Source organism: Actinoplanes sp. NPDC021490 (assembly GCF_055562135.1).
The window spans coordinates 269937-287229 of the sequence record NZ_JBVHFW010000008.1; the positions used below are offsets into that span (position 1 = coordinate 269937).

At 72.5% G+C, this 17293-nt stretch carries 16 protein-coding genes; 12 read left to right on the top strand and 4 right to left on the bottom strand.

What is annotated here, in order from left to right; all coding sequences use genetic code 11:
- Positions 1-4 precede the first annotated feature (4 nt).
- From ACZ3I4_RS22935 to ACZ3I4_RS22950, 4 genes are all read left to right on the top strand, one after another.
- A complete protein-coding gene (locus ACZ3I4_RS22935; RefSeq protein ID WP_465384026.1) occupies positions 5-478 on the top strand; it encodes a MarR family transcriptional regulator in 474 nt (157 codons plus the stop codon).
- Positions 466-1692 carry an MFS transporter gene (locus ACZ3I4_RS22940; RefSeq protein WP_465384027.1) on the top strand — a complete coding sequence of 409 codons (1227 nt, stop codon included), beginning with the start codon at positions 466-468 and terminating at the stop codon, positions 1690-1692. Before ACZ3I4_RS22935 ends, ACZ3I4_RS22940 begins: the two co-directional genes overlap by 13 nt.
- An 18-nt stretch (positions 1693-1710) precedes the next feature.
- Positions 1711-2391 carry a hypothetical protein gene (locus ACZ3I4_RS22945; RefSeq protein WP_465384028.1) on the top strand — a complete coding sequence of 227 codons (681 nt, stop codon included), beginning with the start codon at positions 1711-1713 and terminating at the stop codon, positions 2389-2391.
- Between the two features lie 108 nt (positions 2392-2499).
- Entirely contained in the window at positions 2500-3510 is a 1011-nt protein-coding gene (locus ACZ3I4_RS22950) for a LacI family DNA-binding transcriptional regulator (RefSeq protein WP_465384029.1), read from the top strand.
- A gap of 43 nt (positions 3511-3553) precedes the next feature.
- Here ACZ3I4_RS22950 and ACZ3I4_RS22955 read toward each other — a convergent pair whose 3' ends face one another.
- Together ACZ3I4_RS22955 and ACZ3I4_RS22960 are read right to left on the bottom strand one after the other, a co-directional pair.
- Positions 3554-5146: a serine/threonine-protein kinase gene (locus ACZ3I4_RS22955; RefSeq protein ID WP_465384030.1), complete on the bottom strand. Its 1593-nt coding sequence runs from the start codon at positions 5144-5146 to the stop codon at positions 3554-3556.
- A gap of 52 nt (positions 5147-5198) precedes the next feature.
- Entirely contained in the window at positions 5199-5918 is a 720-nt protein-coding gene (locus tag ACZ3I4_RS22960; protein WP_465384031.1) for a laminin G domain-containing protein, read from the bottom strand.
- Between the two features lie 153 nt (positions 5919-6071).
- Between ACZ3I4_RS22960 and ACZ3I4_RS22965 the strand changes: the two genes are divergently transcribed.
- Both ACZ3I4_RS22965 and ACZ3I4_RS22970 read left to right on the top strand, forming a co-directional pair.
- Positions 6072-6437, top strand: coding sequence for an STAS domain-containing protein (locus ACZ3I4_RS22965; RefSeq protein WP_465384032.1), 366 nt, complete (start codon positions 6072-6074; stop codon positions 6435-6437).
- The gene (locus ACZ3I4_RS22970; protein ID WP_465384033.1) at positions 6434-6832 is read left to right on the top strand and encodes an ATP-binding protein; all 399 of its coding nucleotides are present in this window, start codon (positions 6434-6436) and stop codon (positions 6830-6832) included. Before ACZ3I4_RS22965 ends, ACZ3I4_RS22970 begins: the two co-directional genes overlap by 4 nt.
- Here the strand turns inward: ACZ3I4_RS22970 and ACZ3I4_RS22975 are convergent.
- Positions 6826-8325: a PP2C family protein-serine/threonine phosphatase gene (locus tag ACZ3I4_RS22975; protein WP_465384034.1), complete on the bottom strand. Its 1500-nt coding sequence runs from the start codon at positions 8323-8325 to the stop codon at positions 6826-6828. The genes ACZ3I4_RS22970 and ACZ3I4_RS22975 overlap by 7 nt on opposite strands.
- 151 nt (positions 8326-8476) lie before the next feature.
- Here ACZ3I4_RS22975 and ACZ3I4_RS22980 point away from each other — a divergent pair, with 151 nt between their 5' ends.
- On the top strand, positions 8477-9304 hold the full coding sequence (locus ACZ3I4_RS22980; RefSeq protein ID WP_465384035.1) for a hypothetical protein: 828 nt from the start codon (positions 8477-8479) through the stop codon (positions 9302-9304).
- A 107-nt stretch (positions 9305-9411) separates the two neighbouring features.
- On the top strand, positions 9412-10662 hold the full coding sequence (locus tag ACZ3I4_RS22985; RefSeq protein ID WP_465384036.1) for an ATP-binding protein: 1251 nt from the start codon (positions 9412-9414) through the stop codon (positions 10660-10662).
- Here ACZ3I4_RS22985 and ACZ3I4_RS22990 read toward each other — a convergent pair.
- A complete protein-coding gene (locus ACZ3I4_RS22990) occupies positions 10653-12527 on the bottom strand; it encodes a hybrid sensor histidine kinase/response regulator (protein ID WP_465384037.1) in 1875 nt (624 codons plus the stop codon). The two genes, ACZ3I4_RS22985 and ACZ3I4_RS22990, sit on opposite strands and share 10 nt — an antisense overlap.
- Before the next feature lie 120 nt (positions 12528-12647).
- On the opposite strand from ACZ3I4_RS22990, the gene ACZ3I4_RS22995 reads away from it, so the two are divergent.
- The 4 genes from ACZ3I4_RS22995 to ACZ3I4_RS23010 all read left to right on the top strand — a co-directional run bounded on the left by ACZ3I4_RS22995 (position 12648) and on the right by ACZ3I4_RS23010 (position 17292).
- Positions 12648-13463 (top strand): SAM-dependent methyltransferase, encoded by an 816-nt coding sequence (locus ACZ3I4_RS22995; RefSeq protein ID WP_465384038.1) that lies wholly within the window; start codon positions 12648-12650, stop codon positions 13461-13463.
- A gap of 73 nt (positions 13464-13536) precedes the next feature.
- Positions 13537-13959: a response regulator gene (locus tag ACZ3I4_RS23000; RefSeq protein ID WP_465384039.1), complete on the top strand. Its 423-nt coding sequence runs from the start codon at positions 13537-13539 to the stop codon at positions 13957-13959.
- 87 nt (positions 13960-14046) lie between these two features.
- Positions 14047-16056, top strand: a complete 2010-nt coding sequence (locus ACZ3I4_RS23005) for a sensor histidine kinase (RefSeq protein ID WP_465384040.1) — start codon at positions 14047-14049, stop codon at positions 16054-16056.
- A 72-nt stretch (positions 16057-16128) separates the two neighbouring features.
- Positions 16129-17292, top strand: a complete 1164-nt coding sequence (locus ACZ3I4_RS23010; protein WP_465384041.1) for a response regulator — start codon at positions 16129-16131, stop codon at positions 17290-17292.
- The last annotated feature ends 1 nt before the right edge of the window (position 17293 follow it).

The window sequence follows — 17293 nt, forward strand, 5'->3', positions numbered from 1 at the left end:
TCCGGTGGACCTTCTCGACAGCAACCACTGGAGCGACCTGCACGCGCTGCTGGCCGAGCTCGATCAGGACATCGCGGCGCTCTACACCGAAGCCGGCATCGAGGGCATGCGCACCCGGTTCGTCGGGCCGCTCATCGCCCTGCACCGGTTCGGGCCGATGACCATCAAGCAGCTCGCCGAGCGCCGCGGGGTGTCGCACTCGGCCATGAGCCAGACCGCCGCCGCCATGGCCCGGGCCGGGTTCACCGAGAGCGTGGTGGGGGCCGACGCCCGTACGCGGGAAATCGGTCTGTCGGCCCGGGCCCGCGAGATCATGCCGTTCCTGATCGCCGAGTGGCGGGCGACCGAGACCGCGGTGCGCCGGCTCGACGCCGAGCTGCCCTACTCGTTGACCCAGGTCACCGCCGACCTGCGCGCGCTCCTGGCCGCCCGGTCGTTCACCGACCGCCTGCGCGAATCGCTGCCGTGCGAGTCCTGACCGACCTGCGGCCACTGCGCGAGAACCGCACGTTCCGCCGCCTCTGGCTGGGCACGACCGCGTCCGGGTTCGGCGGCCAGTTCGGTGCGTTCGCGGTCGTCTTCTACGTCTGGGACCGCACGCACAGCGCCGCCGCCGTCGGCCTGGTCGGGCTGGCCACCGGCGTACCGCTGATCCTGCTGGCCCTGGCCGGCAGCGCCTTCACCGACCACGTCGACCGCCGCCGGCTGGCGCTGAACTGCACGGCCGCCCAGATCGTGGTCTGCGCGGCGATGGCGATGGTCGCGTTCACCGACCTCGGCGGCGTGCCGGCCATGCTCGGGCTGGCGGCGGTGCAGTCGTCGCTGGGCGGCCTGGCCGGACCGGCCCGCCAGACGTTCGTGCCCGCGCTGCTCACCGGCGAGCGCCTCGCCGCCGGCCTGGCCCTCAACCACCTGTCGTTCCAGCTGTCGATGCTGCTCGGCCCGGCCGCCGCGGGCGCGCTCACCGCCGTGGCCGGCGTCGGCTGGTGCCTGGCCTTCGACACTTTTTCCTTCACGGCCGCGCTGATCGGCCTGGCCGGCCTGCCCCCCGTTGTCCCGTCCTCGACCGGCACCCCCGGTTTCCGGGCCGTCAGAGCCGGTCTCACGTACGCGGCCCGGACGCCCCCGGTCCGAGGCGCGCTGCTGGCCGACCTGGCCGCCACCCTGCTGGCGATGCCCATAGCCGTGTTCCCCGTGATCAACGACGAGAGGTTCGGCGGCCGCCCCGAGATCCTGGGCCTGTTCACCACCGCGGTCGCCGTGGGCGGGGTCGCGGCCTCGATCCTCTCCGGCCTGGCCACCCGCCAGCTGCGCCCGGGCCGCCTGCTGCTGATCTGCGGCGCGATCTGGGCCGTCTCACTGGGCGCGGCCGGAGTGGCCACGAGCCTGCCGCTGCTGCTGGCCCTGCTGGCCGTGGCGGGCGCGGCCGACACGTGGGCCGTGGTCTCCCGCGGCACGGTCATCCAGACCGTCACCCCGCCGGGCTACCGCGGCCGCATCTCATCGCTGGAACACATCGCGGGCGCGGCCGGCCCCCAGATCGGCAACCTGCGGGCCGGCCTGGTCGCGGCGGCCACCTCGGGCGGCGCGGCGTTGGCCATCGGAGGCGCGACCGCCGTCGTGGCCACCGGCCTGATCGCGGTGACCACCCCGGCGCTTCGGCACTTTCGTACGGTTACGTCGCCGGACTGACGCCGCCAAACTGCCCGCATGAGATGGCTAACCGCGATCGGAAGCTCGCTGGCGGTCCTTGTGGTCGCCGTGGTGATCCTGCTGATTCTTTCGGGTGACACCGTCGATGTGCCCTTCGAGATAGCCAAGTGGCTCATGAATCTCGCCGTGGCGGTTGCGATCACCGGCGTTCTCACGGTCCTGATCAACAAGCGCAACCTGGAACAGTCCCGGCGTGACGAGCAGACCGAGACTTATACGGACGTCCTCCAGGAAATCAAGGCCGCCTATGAAGAAGGCAGCCAGTTGCGTTTCCTGCTCGGCGCGCATACGTCGGCCAAGACCTACCTCGAGCAGTTCCCCGCGATCGGCCGAGTCCGCGCGAGACTTCAACGCGTACAGCGGGAACGACACATCCTGGACACGCCCGTGGACGAGACGATCCAACGGATGCTGACCTTCATGCGCCTTCTCGCGGAGGAATACCGCGACAACTATCGCCTGATCCTGCGGGACGCCGCGCGGGAGGAGGCAGCCCTGGACAGAGTGCGCGCGGGCACGGCCGACGACCTCGAACTGAACGAACTCGACCCGGGGCTTTTCCCGCGACTGTATGCATTCCTGGACGACAAGTCCTTCGCAGCAGGCGACTTCCAGCAGTCCTACAGCAATGCCAAGCGCCAGTTGCAGCAGTGGCTTCTCGCGTCCGGCAGCGTATGAACAGGTGGTGACGCCGAGGACGTCGTCGACCTGATCATGTGCTGGCAAGCGCCGGGCAGGTACCTTGTGTCGGGCGCGAACTCGGAGTGCGCCCGGGAGGTGGCATCGATGACGACGGAGCGGAACCGGGCCAGTGGCCGTCCGACCCTCGAAGAGGTCGCGGTGCGCGCCGGCGTCGGCCGGGGCACCGTGTCCCGCGTGGTGAACGGATCGGCCCAGGTCAGCCCGCGTGCGCGGCAGGCCGTCGAGGACGCCATCCAGGAGCTCGGCTATGTGCCCAACCGGGCCGCCCGCACCCTGGTGACGCAGCGGACCGACTCGATCGCCCTGGTCATCTTCGAGTCGGGGGAGCGGTTCTTCGCCGAGCCGTTCTTCGGGCGGATCGTGCAGTCGATCTCGTCGGTGCTCGTGGCGCGCAACCTGCAGATGGTCCTGATGATCGCGCAGGCTCCCGAGGAGCGCCGCCGGCTCGAGGGCTATCTGACCCGTCAGCACGTCGACGGCGCGTTTCTGCTCTCGCTGCACGGCGACGACCCGCTGCCGTCGGTGCTCGAGGAGCGTGGGGTCGCCACCGTGCGGGCCGGGCGTCCCACGTACGCGGAAAGGGGCACCTACGTCGACGCCGACAACCGGGCCGGCGCGCGCGAGGCCGTTTCCTACCTGTGGTCGCGGGGGCGCCGGCGGATAGCCGCGATCACCGGGCCGCTCGACATGGCCGCCGGAATAGCTCGCCTCGAGGGCTATCGCGACGTGGTCGGCGACGGGCCGGTGGCGTTCGGCGACTTCAGCGAGGAGTCCGGCGCGGCCGCGATGTGGCGTCTGCTCGAGCAGCATCCGGATCTGGACGCCGTCTTCGCCGCCTCCGACATGATGGCGGCGGGCGCCTTGCGGGTGCTGCGGCAGCACGGACGGCGGGTGCCCGACGACGTCGCCGTGATCGGCTTCGACGACTCGGTGATCGCCCGCCACACCGACCCGCCGCTGACCAGCGTCGACCAGCCGATCGCGGAGATGGGCCGCGAGATGGTCCGCCTGCTGCTGGCCAAGATCGACGGCGACGAGCTGGGCGACGTCGAGGTCGTCCTGCCGACGAGCCTGGTCATCCGCGGCTCGGCCTGACAAGGGGCCGCACCGGCACCGGCGGGTCTGGCAAAAGCCGGCGCTACATGCCCGCGGCGCGGTCCAGGTCGGCCAGGCGTGACCGCAGCTGCGACGCCTGAGCCGGCGTCAGGCTGCCCTCGCCGGCCCGGTCGTTGATCTTGCGGCGCAGGTTGCCGACGTGGCTGTCGATGTTGTCACCGTCCGCGCCGACCAGCGGCTGCAGCAGGTTGAGCAGGTCGAGCGCCACGTCGGACCGGATGTCGGCGTCCTCGACCGCGCTCCGGAAACGGCTCACCGCGTCGTCGTAGTCGAGCGTGGGCGTCGGCTTGGGCGGGCGGGAGAACGACGGCGTGACCGGGCGGGTGCCGGCCGGCGTGCGCAGCGGCGCCACCGACGGCGAGACCACCGCGGGCGGCGGCGTCTCGGGGGCGGCGGCCTCGTTGTTCTCGCGCGGCCAGTTGATCGCGACCAGCGCGCCTCCGACCGCGGCCAGCAGGGCCACGATGGCGGCGCCCAGCATCCAGCGACGGGTCGGCGACGGGGTCAGCGCGACCGTCGCGGGGGCCGCCCGGCCGGGGGCGTACGCGCGGTCACCGGCCCGCGCGGGCCGGTCGGGGGTGGTGGCCCGGCTCGTGGCGCCCCGGGCGCCGGCGTTCGCCTCGACACGGACCGGGGGCGTACGGGAACCGGTCGGTCTCGGTCCTCCGGGGCCGTGGGTTCCCCGCCCGCCGGTCGCCGGCCTGGCCCCGCCCGGACCCACGGAGGGCCGCCCGGAGCCGGCCAGATGCCCGCCGGTGCCGTTCAGTGGGTGCGCGCCGCTCGGCCGGTTCACCGGCGAGTCGGCCGGCGGCTTGAGCCACAGCGCGGTCAGGTCGAAGCGGACCTCGTCGGCGCCCGGCCGGTCCTCGGGCAGCTCGGCCAGGCAGCGCCCGACGATGTCGCGGAAGGCGTCGGGCAGGTCGCCGGGCAGCACGCGCGGACCCTCGGCCCGGGCCGCGGCCAGCTCCTCCCACGTGTCGACCGGGTAGGGCGGGTCGCCGGTCACCATCTCGAACAGCAGCACGCCCAGCCCGTACACGTCGGTCGCGGGCTCGGCCGGCATGCCGTCGAGACGTTCCGGCGCCACATAGGCCGGCGTGCCGAACGTCGAGCCGGTGTCGTCGTCGTCGGGCTCGCCCGCGGTGGCGCTGATGCCGAAATCGAGAATCTTGATGCCGTTGGGGGTGAGCATGACGTTGCCCGGCTTGATGTCGCGGTGCACGACGCCGTTGGCGTGGGCCGCGGCCAGCGCGTCGGCCACCGCGGCTCCGATCCGCGCCGCCTCGGGCAGCTCGATCACCTCGCGTTCGAGCCGGGCCGCGACGCTCTCGCCGGCCAGCAGCTCCATCACCACGAACGGCGCGACCGTCCCGTCCGGACGGACCGCCTCGCGGTAGTCGTGCACGGCCGCGATGTTCGGGTGGGACAACTTGGCGCCCATCCGGGCCTCGCGCCAGACGACCTGGGCGCCCAGCGGCAGCTTGACCGCGACCGGCCGGGCGAGAAGCTCGTCGTCGGCCCGCCAGATCGTCGACATCCCGCCGGTCTCGAGGAGGGTGACCAGGCGGTAACGCGCCGCCAGCAGGGTTCCCGCAATCGGCCACTCATCGCTCACCCGCAGAACATTCGCCCGGATCGGGACGGGTGTCAACACTTGTTGCCCGGCGTCACCAGCCGGATTCGTCCACGTCCACGGCGATGTAGTCGATGTCGCCGGCGAAGTAGTCGCAGCCCACGTCCACCTGGTCGCAGGTGGTCTTCCCGCCGATCGCGATGGGCCACGAATTGGCGATCGAACCGGTCCAGCCGGCGCGCGAGGCGACCACACGCTGGTCGATCAGCAAGGTCACGCCGTCGCCGGTGCGTTCGCACCGCACGGTGTGCCACTGCCCGTCGTTGATCGGCCGGGGCGCGGTCACCAGCAGCGACGTGCGCGAGCCGCGGAACCAGCACTGCACCCGCCCGTTGGGGATCTGCAGTTTGAAGCTGCCGCCGGGGACCGTGGCCTGTCCCTTCTGGATGATGTTGCCGAAGTGGTCGCGGGTGCGCAGCCGCATGCCGATCGCGTAGTCGCGGTCGCCGGGGTCGAGCCGGTTGTCGTCGGGGACGATCACCAGGTGGCCCGGCTTGGCCGGCGGCGTGTCGGGTTCCAGCCGCTCGAAGCCGTACGCGATGCGGTCGCCGGCCCGGAGACCGACCGCGACGTCCTTGCCGATGCGCCCGTCGAAGCCGTGCCCGGTGACGTCACGCATCGTGCGGGAGCCGGGCGCCTCGTTCATGGGCCAGTACGCCAGTTCGTAGTCGGGGGAGGCGGTCGCCGCGCCCCCGCTCGCGACCAGCAGGCCCGCCGACGCGATGGAGACGATCCACAAACGTTGCTTCTTCATGGTTCATCCCCAATTACAGCTTATCGTCAGATTTGACGGTTTGATCCTACGCAGACCGAATCATGCCTGTACAGGGATGGCCTGGATTCGCCCGGTGGCCGGACATCGTTGGTAACCGTGTCGGTGGATGTCATGATGTGACCGATCAGGCGGGTGGAAGGGCCGGGCGACGTGGGCTTCGAGGCGAGAACGGACGAGCGGGCGGGGCACGTGCGGGTGACCCTGTCCGGCGAGTGCGATCTGGCCGTACGCGAGCAGTTGCACACGATCCTGGAGGACGCGGTCCGTTCGTCGCCGTACGTGATCGTCGATCTTGCCGCCGTCGACTTCCTCGACTCGAGTGGCGTGCACGGCCTGATCGTCGCCCACCACGCGGCCTGCGCCCGGGGCGGGCGCGTCACCGTGGTCAACCCGACCGGCGCCGTCGCGTCGGTTCTGGACATCACCGGGGTGGCCGGGCTGCTCGGTCCTCAGGCCGACTCAGGCCTGCCGGTCGATCCGGCGCGGGCCGACGGATGACCGGGGAATGCCACGAGACCTCGTACGCGGAACCCGGCGACCTGGCCAAGGTGCGCGAGTTCGTGCGCAGCCACGCGGCCGATCTGGGCCTGCCCGGGCACCGCGCCGAGTTGCTCACCCTGGCCGTGAGCGAGCTGGCCACGAACACCCTGCAGCACACCGCGGGCGGTGGCATCGTCCGTCTCTGGGCCTCGGACGACCGGATCGTCTGTGACGTGATCGACGGCGGCTCGATCCGGACGCTGGGCCGGGCGATGCCCGCGGCCGACGCGCTGCGGGGCCGGGGCCTGGCCATCGTCGAGCGCATCTGCGACGAGGTGACGGTGGACACGGCCGGCGACGGCACGCGGGTCCGGCTGACGCTCGACCTCGAGGGGGCCGGAACCGCTCAGTGATCGACGGTGACCAGCAGGGTGCAGGTGTCGTCGTCGGGACTGGGAGTGGTCAGTGTCCGGGCCAGGGCAGGCATCGCGGCGGGCCCGGCCGACGCGGCGGCCAGCAGGTCGAGCAGTTCGGGCAGCCGGGACGGGCCGCCCCGCCGTTCCACCAGGCCGTCGGTGAACAGCAGCAGCAGGTCGCCGGCGAACAGACGCGGGCACAGCGTCTCGTAGTCCGCTTCCGGGTCGGCGCCGAGCAGCATGCCGCGGGGCAGCGGCAGCGACTCGGCCTTGCCGTCGCGGGCGAGCAGCGGCGCCGCGTGGCCGGCCCGGGCCCAGCGCAGCGAGCGTGACGCCGGGTCGAAGACGCACAGCACGGCGGTGGCGGTCAGGCGCAGCCGGGCGCACATCCGGTTGAGATGGGCGAGCAGCGTGGCCGGGTCGTCGACGCCGATCGACAGCCACGCGATCAGCGCGAAGCGCAGGTGGGCCATCCCGTTGGCCGCGCCCAGCCCGTGCCCGGCCACGTCGCCCACGGCCAGCAGCACCCGGCCGTCGGCCAGCGTCTCGGCGTGATACCAGTCGCCACCGACCTGGATCGTGCTCCCGGCCGGCAGATAGTTGACCTGCACGCTCAGCCCGGGCAGCGGCAGCGGGTCGCGCGGCACCGGCTGGATCAGATGCTGGAGCTGGGCGGCGAGGCGATGCTCGGCCAGGGCGGTCATCTCGCGGGTGTGCAACTGGTCGCGAAGGCGGTCGATGGCCGTACGGGAATCCTCGCGGGCCGTCACGTCCTGAACCACCGCGTTGATCTTCAGCGGGTGCCCCTCGGCGTCTCGGATGATGTCGGAGAGCACGCGCAGGTGTTTCACGACCGGGCCGACCCGGAACCGGACGGTCACGTCGGAGGCGGCGCCGCTGTCGAGGGTCTGCCAGGCCGTCTCGCTGAGGCCGCGGTCCTCGCTGAGCATCGCCGCCGCCTGCTGGGCGCGCGAGAGCGGGCCGAGGGCCGGGTCGCGTTCGAAGATCCGGTACATCCCGGGCGACCAGGACGTCTCGCCGGTGATCAGGTCGTACTCGGACCAGCCCAGGCTGGCCAGCAGTTCGGTGTTGCGCATGCGGCGGCGGTCCTCGTCGAGCCGCTGCCACCAGACCAGCAGTCCGTCGAGCACCCGGTGGACGGTCACGTCGAAGAGTGAATGTGCGACGATCCCGGCCGTCTTCTCGTCGTATCCGAAGTCGCTCAGCCCGCCCGGCTCGCCGGTGCGCAGGACGTCGAGATAGACCTGCCAGAGCTGCCCGCCGACGATGCTCGGATAGAGCTCGCTGAGACGCTGGTCGATCCGGCTCGCGCCGCGGTGATAGATGTCGTGGCCGACTCCGCTGGCCGCCGCGATGCGGAAGTCGCGCACCACCCCGTCGGCGCCGGTCACCGGCAGCAGCCACGAACAGCCCGCCGGGATGACGGCCAGCATCTCCCGGACGACGCGGGCGACCTCCTCGTCGGCCATCCGCTCAGCGTAGTGGGCGTCGATGGGGCCTCGCGGTGACGCACCGCAGCCCCTCGCTAATCGGCTGTTGAGCTTGGTAGCATCCCGCCGATCACGCCAGCCCCGTGCGAGCGGCGTATCCCCCGGGCTCGCAACAACGGAGGTCTATCAAGTGTCCGACAACCGCATGAAGGATCGTGTCAAAGTGCTGCTCAATGGGACGTCACCGGACAGCCAGACCTCGGAACACGCCCTCGTCGCGCCGCAGCAGGGACAGCAGGCCGCTCAGCAGCCGGTCGCCCAGCAGGCGGGGCCGGCAGCCGCCCAGCCCGCGCAGCCCGGCCAGCCCGGCGCCCACCCGAACCAGGCACTGCAGGTCCTGACCCTGGCCCAGCGCACGGCCGAGGAGCACGTCGCGCGGGCCCACCACCAGGCCGACAAGATCCGTACGGACGCGCTCGCCGCCGCCGAGCAGGTCGCGCGGGACGCTCAGGTTCACGCCCACAACGTGCGCCGCGAGGCCGAGAAGATCCTCACCGACGCCCGCGCCGCCGCCGAGCAGATCGCCCGCGACTCGCACGCCCGCACCGAAGAGGCGCGCCGCAACGCCGAAAAGATCGTCAACGACGCCCGCGCGCAGGCCGAGTCCGTCGCCGACGAGGCCCAGGCCACCGCCGACCACCTCAACCTGCAGGCCCGCCAGCGCTACGACGACGTCGTCGGCAGCCTCGGCACCAAGCGGGAGTCGCTGCAGCAGCAGATCGAGGCGCTCGAGCAGTTCGACCGGGAGTACCGCGCCCGCCTGACCACCTTCATGCAGGGCCAGCTGCGCGCCCTCTGGGTCGACCAGCCGCAGGTCCAGGGCGAGATCGACGAGAACGGCGCCGACAAGCCCGGCCCGCGGCACGGCGCCGGCGAGCCCGAGGACGCGGTCCCCGCGCAGCGCCACAGCGAGGAAGATGCCGTGGAATCCGAGGAAGAAAACCGCGCCGAGCGCTGATTCCGCGCGAACAGGGCACGCTGGGTTATGGACTCGCGTGCGTCGGGGTCTTACCGTCGGTAAGTGCGCGGCACGCCCGGGGCCGCGCTCCGACGGGAGGCCGTCGCGTGGCCGAGTTCGTGGGACGTGAGGCCGAGCTGCGAGAGCTGCTCGGCCACGCCTGCCGCCCTGGGCTCGTCATCCACGGGGCCGGCGGGATCGGCAAGAGCCGCCTGGCCGCCGAGCTGCTGCGCCGCCTCGATCGCGAGATGCCGGGCGGCCTGACCGTACGGGTGCCGGGCACGGCCACCGCCGACGAGGTGGTGATCGCTCTCGGTGATCCCCGCGTGATCACCGAACCGATCACCCTGGTCGTCGACGACCTGGCCACCGCGCCCCGGGCCGGAGCCGGACGCGCCGAGCCGCTCGACGCCGCGCTGGCCGGGTTCCTGGCCGCCTGGGTCCGCGAGCCCCGGCCACGCCGGCTGGTGATCACCAGCCGTTATCCGGTCGCCCTGCCCGGCCGCACCCATCAGCGCCTCGCCGAGCTGCGGCTGGGCCCCTTGACCAGCACTGACGCCTGCCGGCTGATGGCCCGGCTGCCCGCCCTGGCCGCGCTGACCGAGGAGCAGCGGACCCGGGCGTGGGCGTGCTGCGGCGGCCATCCGCGCGCGCTGGAATATCTGGACACGCTGCTCTGTCACGGCCGCACCGAGTTCGCCGGCGTCGCCGAGCGGCTCGAGAGCGTGCTGGCCGAGAACGGGATCGGCGACCCGGCCGGGTGGATCAATCAGGGTGGCCCGCTGGCCGAGGCGATGACGGCCACGGTCGACGACGTGCTGGTGCAGGATCTGCTGGAAGTGCGCTATCACGCGTACCGGGCCGGCGACATCGCTCACCGGCTCGGCGACGCCGAGGAGGCGTCCGGTCATCACCGCCGGGCGCTCGCCGTCGACGAGCGGCTCGGGTCGCGGGCCGGGCTGGCCGGCTGGCAGCGGCTCGGCCTGCCCGGGGGCGAGAGCGCCGGGGCCGACCCGGCCGAGCTCGAGAGCCACCTGCGGCACGCGCTCGCGGTCGACGCCGAGCTCGGCAACCGGGCCGGGATGGCCTCCGGCCTGCACCGGCTGGGGCTGGTCTGCACGCTCACCGGGCGGCTGCCGGCCGCCGTCGCGCTGCACTGCCGGGCCTTCGCCACCGAGCTGGCGATGGGGTCGCCGGACGCGCCGATCGAGCTGGCCGAGCTCAGCCGGTTGCGGGCGGCACTGGGCGACGGGGAGTTCCGGCGCGCGGCGGCCGAGGTGCTGCCCGAGGCGTCGATGAACGGGCTGGCCCGAATGCTCGACGACTTCGTGGTCGCGAGCGAGCACCGCTACAACTGATCGGCGTCGAGCACCTGCTGGATCGCGTTGAGCAGCTGGGCCTTGCTGAACGGCTTCTCGACCAGGGTGACGCCGGGCGCCAGCGTGCCCTGCGAGGCGAGCACCGGACGGGCGTAGCCGGACATGAAGAGCACCTTGGCCGATGGCCGCATCGCGGCGAAGCGCTCGGCCAGGTCGCGGCCCAGCATGTGCGGCATGACCACGTCGGTGAGCAGCAGGTCGATCGAGCCCTCGTGCGCTTCGGCCAGGGCCAGGGCGGCCGGGCCGTTCTCGGCGATCAGCACCCGGTGGCCGGCGCCGAGCAGGATCCGGTTGAGCACACCGCGCAGCGCGGGCTCGTCCTCGACGGCCAGGATCGTGCAGCGGCGCGCGTTCCGGATCTCGGTCTGGTCCTCATCGCGCGACACGGCGGCCGGCTCGGCGTCCGTGGCCGGCAGCAGGATCGTGAACGTGGTGCCCATGCCGTGCTCGGAATAGATGTTGAGGTCGCCGCCGGCCGCTGTGACGATCCCGTACACGGTGGCCAGGCCCAGCCCGGTGCCCTGCCCGGCCGGTTTGGTCGTGTAGAACGGCTCGAACGCCCGCTCGATCACCTCGGGTGGCATCCCGGTGCCGGTGTCGCTGACCCGCAGCCGCACGTACGGGCCGGGGTTGAGGTGCGGCCGCCCGGCGGCGTAGTCGCTGTCGACGTCGAGCGCGTCGGTCTCGATGGTCAGGTCACCGCCGCGCGGCATCGCGTCCCGCGCGTTGACGGCCAGGTTGACCAGCACCTGATCGATCTGGCCGGGGTCGGCGGTCACGGCGGGCAGGTCCGGCGACAGCCGTACGGCCAGGGTGATGTGCTCGCCGATCGACCGGCGCAGCATCTGCTCGATGTCGTTGACCACGTCGTTGATGTCCAGCGGGCGCGGCCGGACGACCTCGCGCCGGGCGAACGCGAGCAGCTGGTGGGTGAGGTCGGCGCCGCGCTGGGCCGCCTTGCTGATCTGGGCGGCGTCACCGGCGATCTCGTCGAGCCCGGCGTCGGTGGCCGACTCGGCGATGAACGTCGCGTAGTTGGCGATCACCGCGATCAGGTTGTTGAAGTCGTGGGCCACCCCGCCGGCCAGCTGCCCCAGACCCTCCAGCCGCTGGGTGCGCTGGAGCTGGGCCTCCACGCGGGCCCGTTCCGCCTCGGCCTGGAGCTGCCGCAGGCGCTCCTGGGCGCGTACGCGCTCGGTGATGTCCCTGATCACGGCGCAGCGCAACCGCCCCTCGTCGGTGGGCAGCAGGCTCATCGACACCTCGACCGGGATCGTGACCCCGTCGATCCGGTGCGCCAGGGTCGGCGCCGCCTCGAGGTCGGGCACGACCACCGGGGTTTCCGGCAAGGACGGGGTGAGCAGGTCGTTGATCGCGCGGCCGATCAGCGCGTTGCGGGTCAGGCCGAACAGCTGCTCGGCCTGGGTGTTGGAGAGCGCCACCCGCCCGTCGTCACCGATGCCGACGAACGCGTCCGGCGCGGCCTCGAGCAGTGCCTGCAGGCTGGACTCGAGCCGTTCGCGGTAGCCGACGGCACGGGCGATCACCGTCAGGCCGAGCAGGCGGTCGTCCTCGACCAGCGGTGACATCGTCAGGGTGACCAGGATCCAGCGGCCGTCGCGGTGGCGGCGCTGGGTGCGGAAACGTTCCAGCCGGGCGCCCGCGGCGAGCAGCGTCATCATCTCGCGCTGGTCGCCGCGCCGGTCGGGCGGCACCAGCAGGTCGGCGCTGCGTCCCACTATCTCGTGGGCCGGCCAGCCGAGCAGCTTCTCGCTGGCGGGGTTCCACGACAGCACGGTGAAATCGCGCCCGACCGTCCAGATGGCGTCGTGGGCCGAGCGCACGGCCGCATCCGGCAGTTGCTCGGGTCCCGCGTGTCGCGTCGATCCGTACGTTTCCCCCATATCAGGACCACGTTAACGATTCCGGGGGGTTTGTCATACCATTTTGCCTAGGCTGGCCCCGTGAGCGTGCTGGGAGAGCAGGAGACGATCCTGCCCGAGGTCGACCCTCAACGTCCCAGCGTGTCCCGCATCTACAACTTCCTGCTGGGCGGCCGGCACAACTTCGCCGTCGACCGGCAGGCCGCGGCGGCCGCGCAGTCAGCGATGCCCGAGCTTCCGTCGATCCTGCAGCTCAACCGGCAGTTCCTGAGCGAGGCCGTACGCCTGGCCGACGAGGCGGGCATCGATCAGTACCTCGATCTCGGGTGCGGCATCCCGTCGCCCGGCAACACCCATGACCTCGCGCGCCGGCTGCGGCCCGGCAGCCGGGTCGTCGGCGTGGACCTCGAGCCGGTTGCCTTCGTGCACGGGCGTCTGCAACTCGACGGCGATCCGGCGGCCGATGTGCTCTACGCCGACCTGCTGGACGCCCGCGAGGTGCTGGCCTCCCCGCCCGTACGCCGTCTGATCGATCTCGACCGCCCGGTGTGCCTGCTGCTGGTGGCCGTGGCCCACTTCATCCCCGACACCGACCGGCTGATCGAGGCGCTGGCCGTCTATCGCGACGCCGTGCCGCGGGGGAGCATGCTCGCGCTGACCCACGCCTGTCGCAAGGGCGCCTCGGCCCACATTGATCAGGTCCGCCGCATCTACAACAACACCACTGCCCCGCTGGCCACCCGCGACGCCGCCGAGACGGCGGTGCTCTTCGGTGACTGGCCGCTCAACGAGCCGGGCCTGCTGACCTTTGGTCAGTGGTGCTCGGCGCCGGGGCGGCAGTGCGGAAGCGACGTGGCGGAGACGGCGTTCCTCGTCGGGGTGGCGCGCAAGCCATAACGTCGAAACCCGCCCATCCCGGACTTCGTGCGCGCATGCTAAGGGGAAGTGCCCCCGAACAGCGGAGCGATACATGCCGGTAGTTCTGATCGCCGAGGACGACGAAGACATCGCCCTGATCCTCACCCGGCTGCTCAAGCGGGCCGGTTACACGGTCCTGCACGCGCCGGACGGGCAGAAGGCGTTCGAACTGGCCGTCGCGCACCGGCCCGACGTGGTGCTGACCGATCTGGGGATGCCGCACATGGACGGCCTCGAGCTGACCAGGGCGATCCGGGAGCACTCCGAGTTGCGGGACACCCCGATCGTGATGCTCAGCGGCCACCTGCACCCCGGCGACGGCGAACCGACCGCGGCCGGCGTCTGCGTGGTGCTGCTCAAGCCCTGCCCGAACGACAAGCTCCGCGAGGTCGTCAACGAACTCGCCGAGCTGGGCCCGCACGGCCACCAGGGCGCGAACAGCGCCTGCCCCGCGAGGTGGCCCGTCTCGGCTTGATTGTCACGAGGCTTACAAATGCGGACCTAGGGTATAAATAGCCCAAGCTCGCGACCGCGGGCGGGCGCACTGCGGATCGGGCAACCCATGGTCATCGTCGACGAGGCCGTCCTGGCCGATCCGGACCGGCTGGGCGCGGTCCGCACGGCGAAGCATTCGCTCCCGGCGCTCCCGCTCGCCCCCGACGCGCTGGCCCAGTTGGCCGCCCGTCTGCTCGAGACGCCCGAGGCCCAGCTCACGCTGGTCGACCGGGAGGCGGTGCTGCTGGCCGGTGGGCAGGGCCCGCCCGACGCCGACATCGCCCGCTGGACCGTCTCGGCCGGCCGGTTCGTGCAGCGCGAGGCGTCGCCGGCCTTCCTCGCGGTGCCGGTGCGCGACACCGCCGGGCTTCCCGTCGGCGCCCTGGCCGTCCTCGACCCGGGCGCCCGCCGCTGGACCGGCGAGCACGCCCGCATCCTGACCGAGCTGACCGCGCTGGCCCGCCCCGGCGCGAGCGCCTCGTTCCTCGGCTCCCTGATCGACAACCTGCCGGTAGGCGTGATCGCCTGTGACGCCGACGGTGACATCGCCGTGGTCAACCGGCCCGTACGCGAGCTGATCGGCCTGCCCTCCGACGCGGCGCCGAGGCTCTATCCGTCCCGCGCGACCGGCGCCCTGTTCGACGCCGAGGGGCGGGTCGTCCCGTGGCGCGAGTCGCCGATCCAGCGGGCGTTGCGCGGCGAACGGGTCGACACCGACCTGCTGGTGCGGGTGGCCGGCCGCCGGGAACGGATCATCGCGGCCACCGCCCAGCCGATCGTCGACGACGACGGCCGGCACCTCGGCGCGGTCGCCGTCGCCCGCGAGGTCACCGGGCTGCGCCGGGCCGAGCGGTTCCGCGACTGCCACCGGGCCGTCGAGGAGGCGCTGGGCCGGGCCGGCTCGGCCGCCGAGGCCGCCCCGGGGGTGCTGGCCGCGCTCGGCGCCACCCTGGGCTGGCCCGCGGCCGAGCTGTGGCTGGCCGACGAGGACTCGGGCGAGCTGAGCGCCGGGGGCCGCTGGTGCGTGCCGGGCCGTGGCCTGGAGGAGGTGCTGACCTTCGCGCCGATCAAGGGGGCCGGCATCACCGGCCGGGTCTGGGCCACCGGCAAGCCGCTGTGGGTGCCCGACATCGCCGACTCGGCCAGCCTGCGCACCCCGCTGGAACGCAAGCGCGCGGCGGCGTGCCTGCGGGCCGGGCTGCGGACGGTGCTGGCCGTCCCGGTGCGTGACGCCGACACCGTGCTGGGCGTGCTCACCTGTTACGGCGACGCGCCCGAACCGCACGAGGACCGGCTCGCGCTGCTGCTCGACGGGGTCGCGGCCCGGATCGGCGTCTACGTCGCGCTGCGCCGCGCCGAGGCCCTGGCCCGGCAGCTGGCCCGGGCCAAGGACGACTTCATCGCGCTGGTCAGCCACGAGATGCGGACGCCGCTCACCTCGATCGTGGCCAGCGCGTCGATGCTCGGCGACGAGAAGTCCGGGCTCGACGAGGAGAGCCGGGCGATGGTCGACGCCGTGCACCGCAACGCCTCCAGCCTGCGCTCGGTCGTGGACACCCTGCTCGACCTGGCCGGCCTCGACTCCGGCCACGTCGCCCTGCGGGCCGAACCGGTCGACCTGGCCCGGATCGTCGCGGCCGCGCTGGCCGCCGCCCGCCCGTACGCCCAGGCCAACGGCGTACGCCTGCGGCACGAGCGCGACGAGCCGCTGCCGCTGCGGGGCGACCCGCACCGGCTGCGCCAGGTCGTCGACGACCTGCTGGCCAACGCGGTCAAGTACAGCCCGCACGGCGGCGACGTCGAGGTCCGGCTGGTCCAGCGGGGCGGCATGGCCGAGCTGACCGTGACCGACCACGGCATCGGCACCCCGGCCGAGGAGCGCGACCGGGTCTTCGACCGCTTCTACCGCGCCAGCAACGTGCGCCACCAGGGCATCGCGGGCAAGGGCCTCGGGCTCAGCCTGGCCCGCACCATCGTCGACCTGCACGGCGGCACCATCCGTCTCAGCGGCCACCCCCCGCACGGCACGACGGTGCTCATCCGGTTGCCGATCGCCGCCGGCGGCCAAAACGCTTAGCCACCTTCGCCAATCGTCCGATTAACCGGGTACAGGGCACGACCACTTGCGGATGGTTTGGCGGGGGAAAGAATGACGAACGTGCTGGCGCCGGCAACCGGTGCGGCCACCAGGCCGACCGTGTTGCTGGTGGACGACGAGTCCGCCATCCTCGAAACGCTCTCGCTGCAGCTCCGCCGCGACCACAAGGTGCTCGTGGCCGGGAGCGGGGCCGAGGCGCTGCGCCTGCTCGCCTCGTCCGGCCCGGTCGCCGCCGTGATCAGCGACCTGCGCATGCCCGAGATGGACGGCGTCGAGCTGCTGCGCCGGGTGCAGCTCGAATACCCCGACACGACCCGCGTGCTGCACACCGCGCAGAGCGATCTGAGCGCGGCCATCGCGGCCATCAACGACGGCGGTGTCTACCGCTACCTGGCCAAGCCGGTCACCACCGACGAGCTGCGCAGCACCGTGCAGAGCGCGGTCGAGCTGCACGGGCGTTCGACCGCCGACCGCCAGCTGCTCGACAAGACCCTCAAGGCCAGCCTGCAGGCGCTGTTCGGTTGTCTGCAGCTGGCCAGCCCGCTCGCCTTCGCCCGGGCCGGCCGCATCCGTACGCTGGTCTCCGAACTCTGCCACGAGATGCAGCTCGACTCGCTGTGGGAGATCGAGGTCGCCGCGATGGCGTCCCAGCTCGGCGCGGTCACGCTGCCGCCCACCGTGCTGGCCAAGCTCGACAAGGGCCTGCCCTGCACCGACGAGGAGCAGGCGATGGTCGACGCCATGCCGGGCGTCGCCGTGCAGCTGCTCCGCACCATCCCGATGCTCGAGGACGTCATCGAGATCGTCCGCGGGCTCGGCCTGAACCCGCCGCCGCACCCGGGCCCCCTGGTCGAGGCCGCGATCGACGTCATCCGTACGGCGATCGACTTCGAGACCCTGGAGAGCCGCGGCCTGGAGGTGGAGAGCGCGATCACCGTGCTCGAGTGCCGCGACCACAGCGCCCTTCTCGTGCTGGACGCGCTGCGCCGGGTCAAGGGGTGCGTCCAGGTCAAGGAGAGGGTCCGCGGCCTGCGCGTGGTCGACCTCGAGGTCGGCATGCGCGTCGCCGAGGACATCGTGGCCACCAACGGCCTGGTGCTGATCGGCCGGGGCATGGTCGTCACCGAGCTGCTGCTCGACCGGCTCAACAACTTCGCCCGCATGATCGAGATCATCGAGCCCGTGCTGGCCGTGCCCGGCGCGCGCCGGTTCTGAG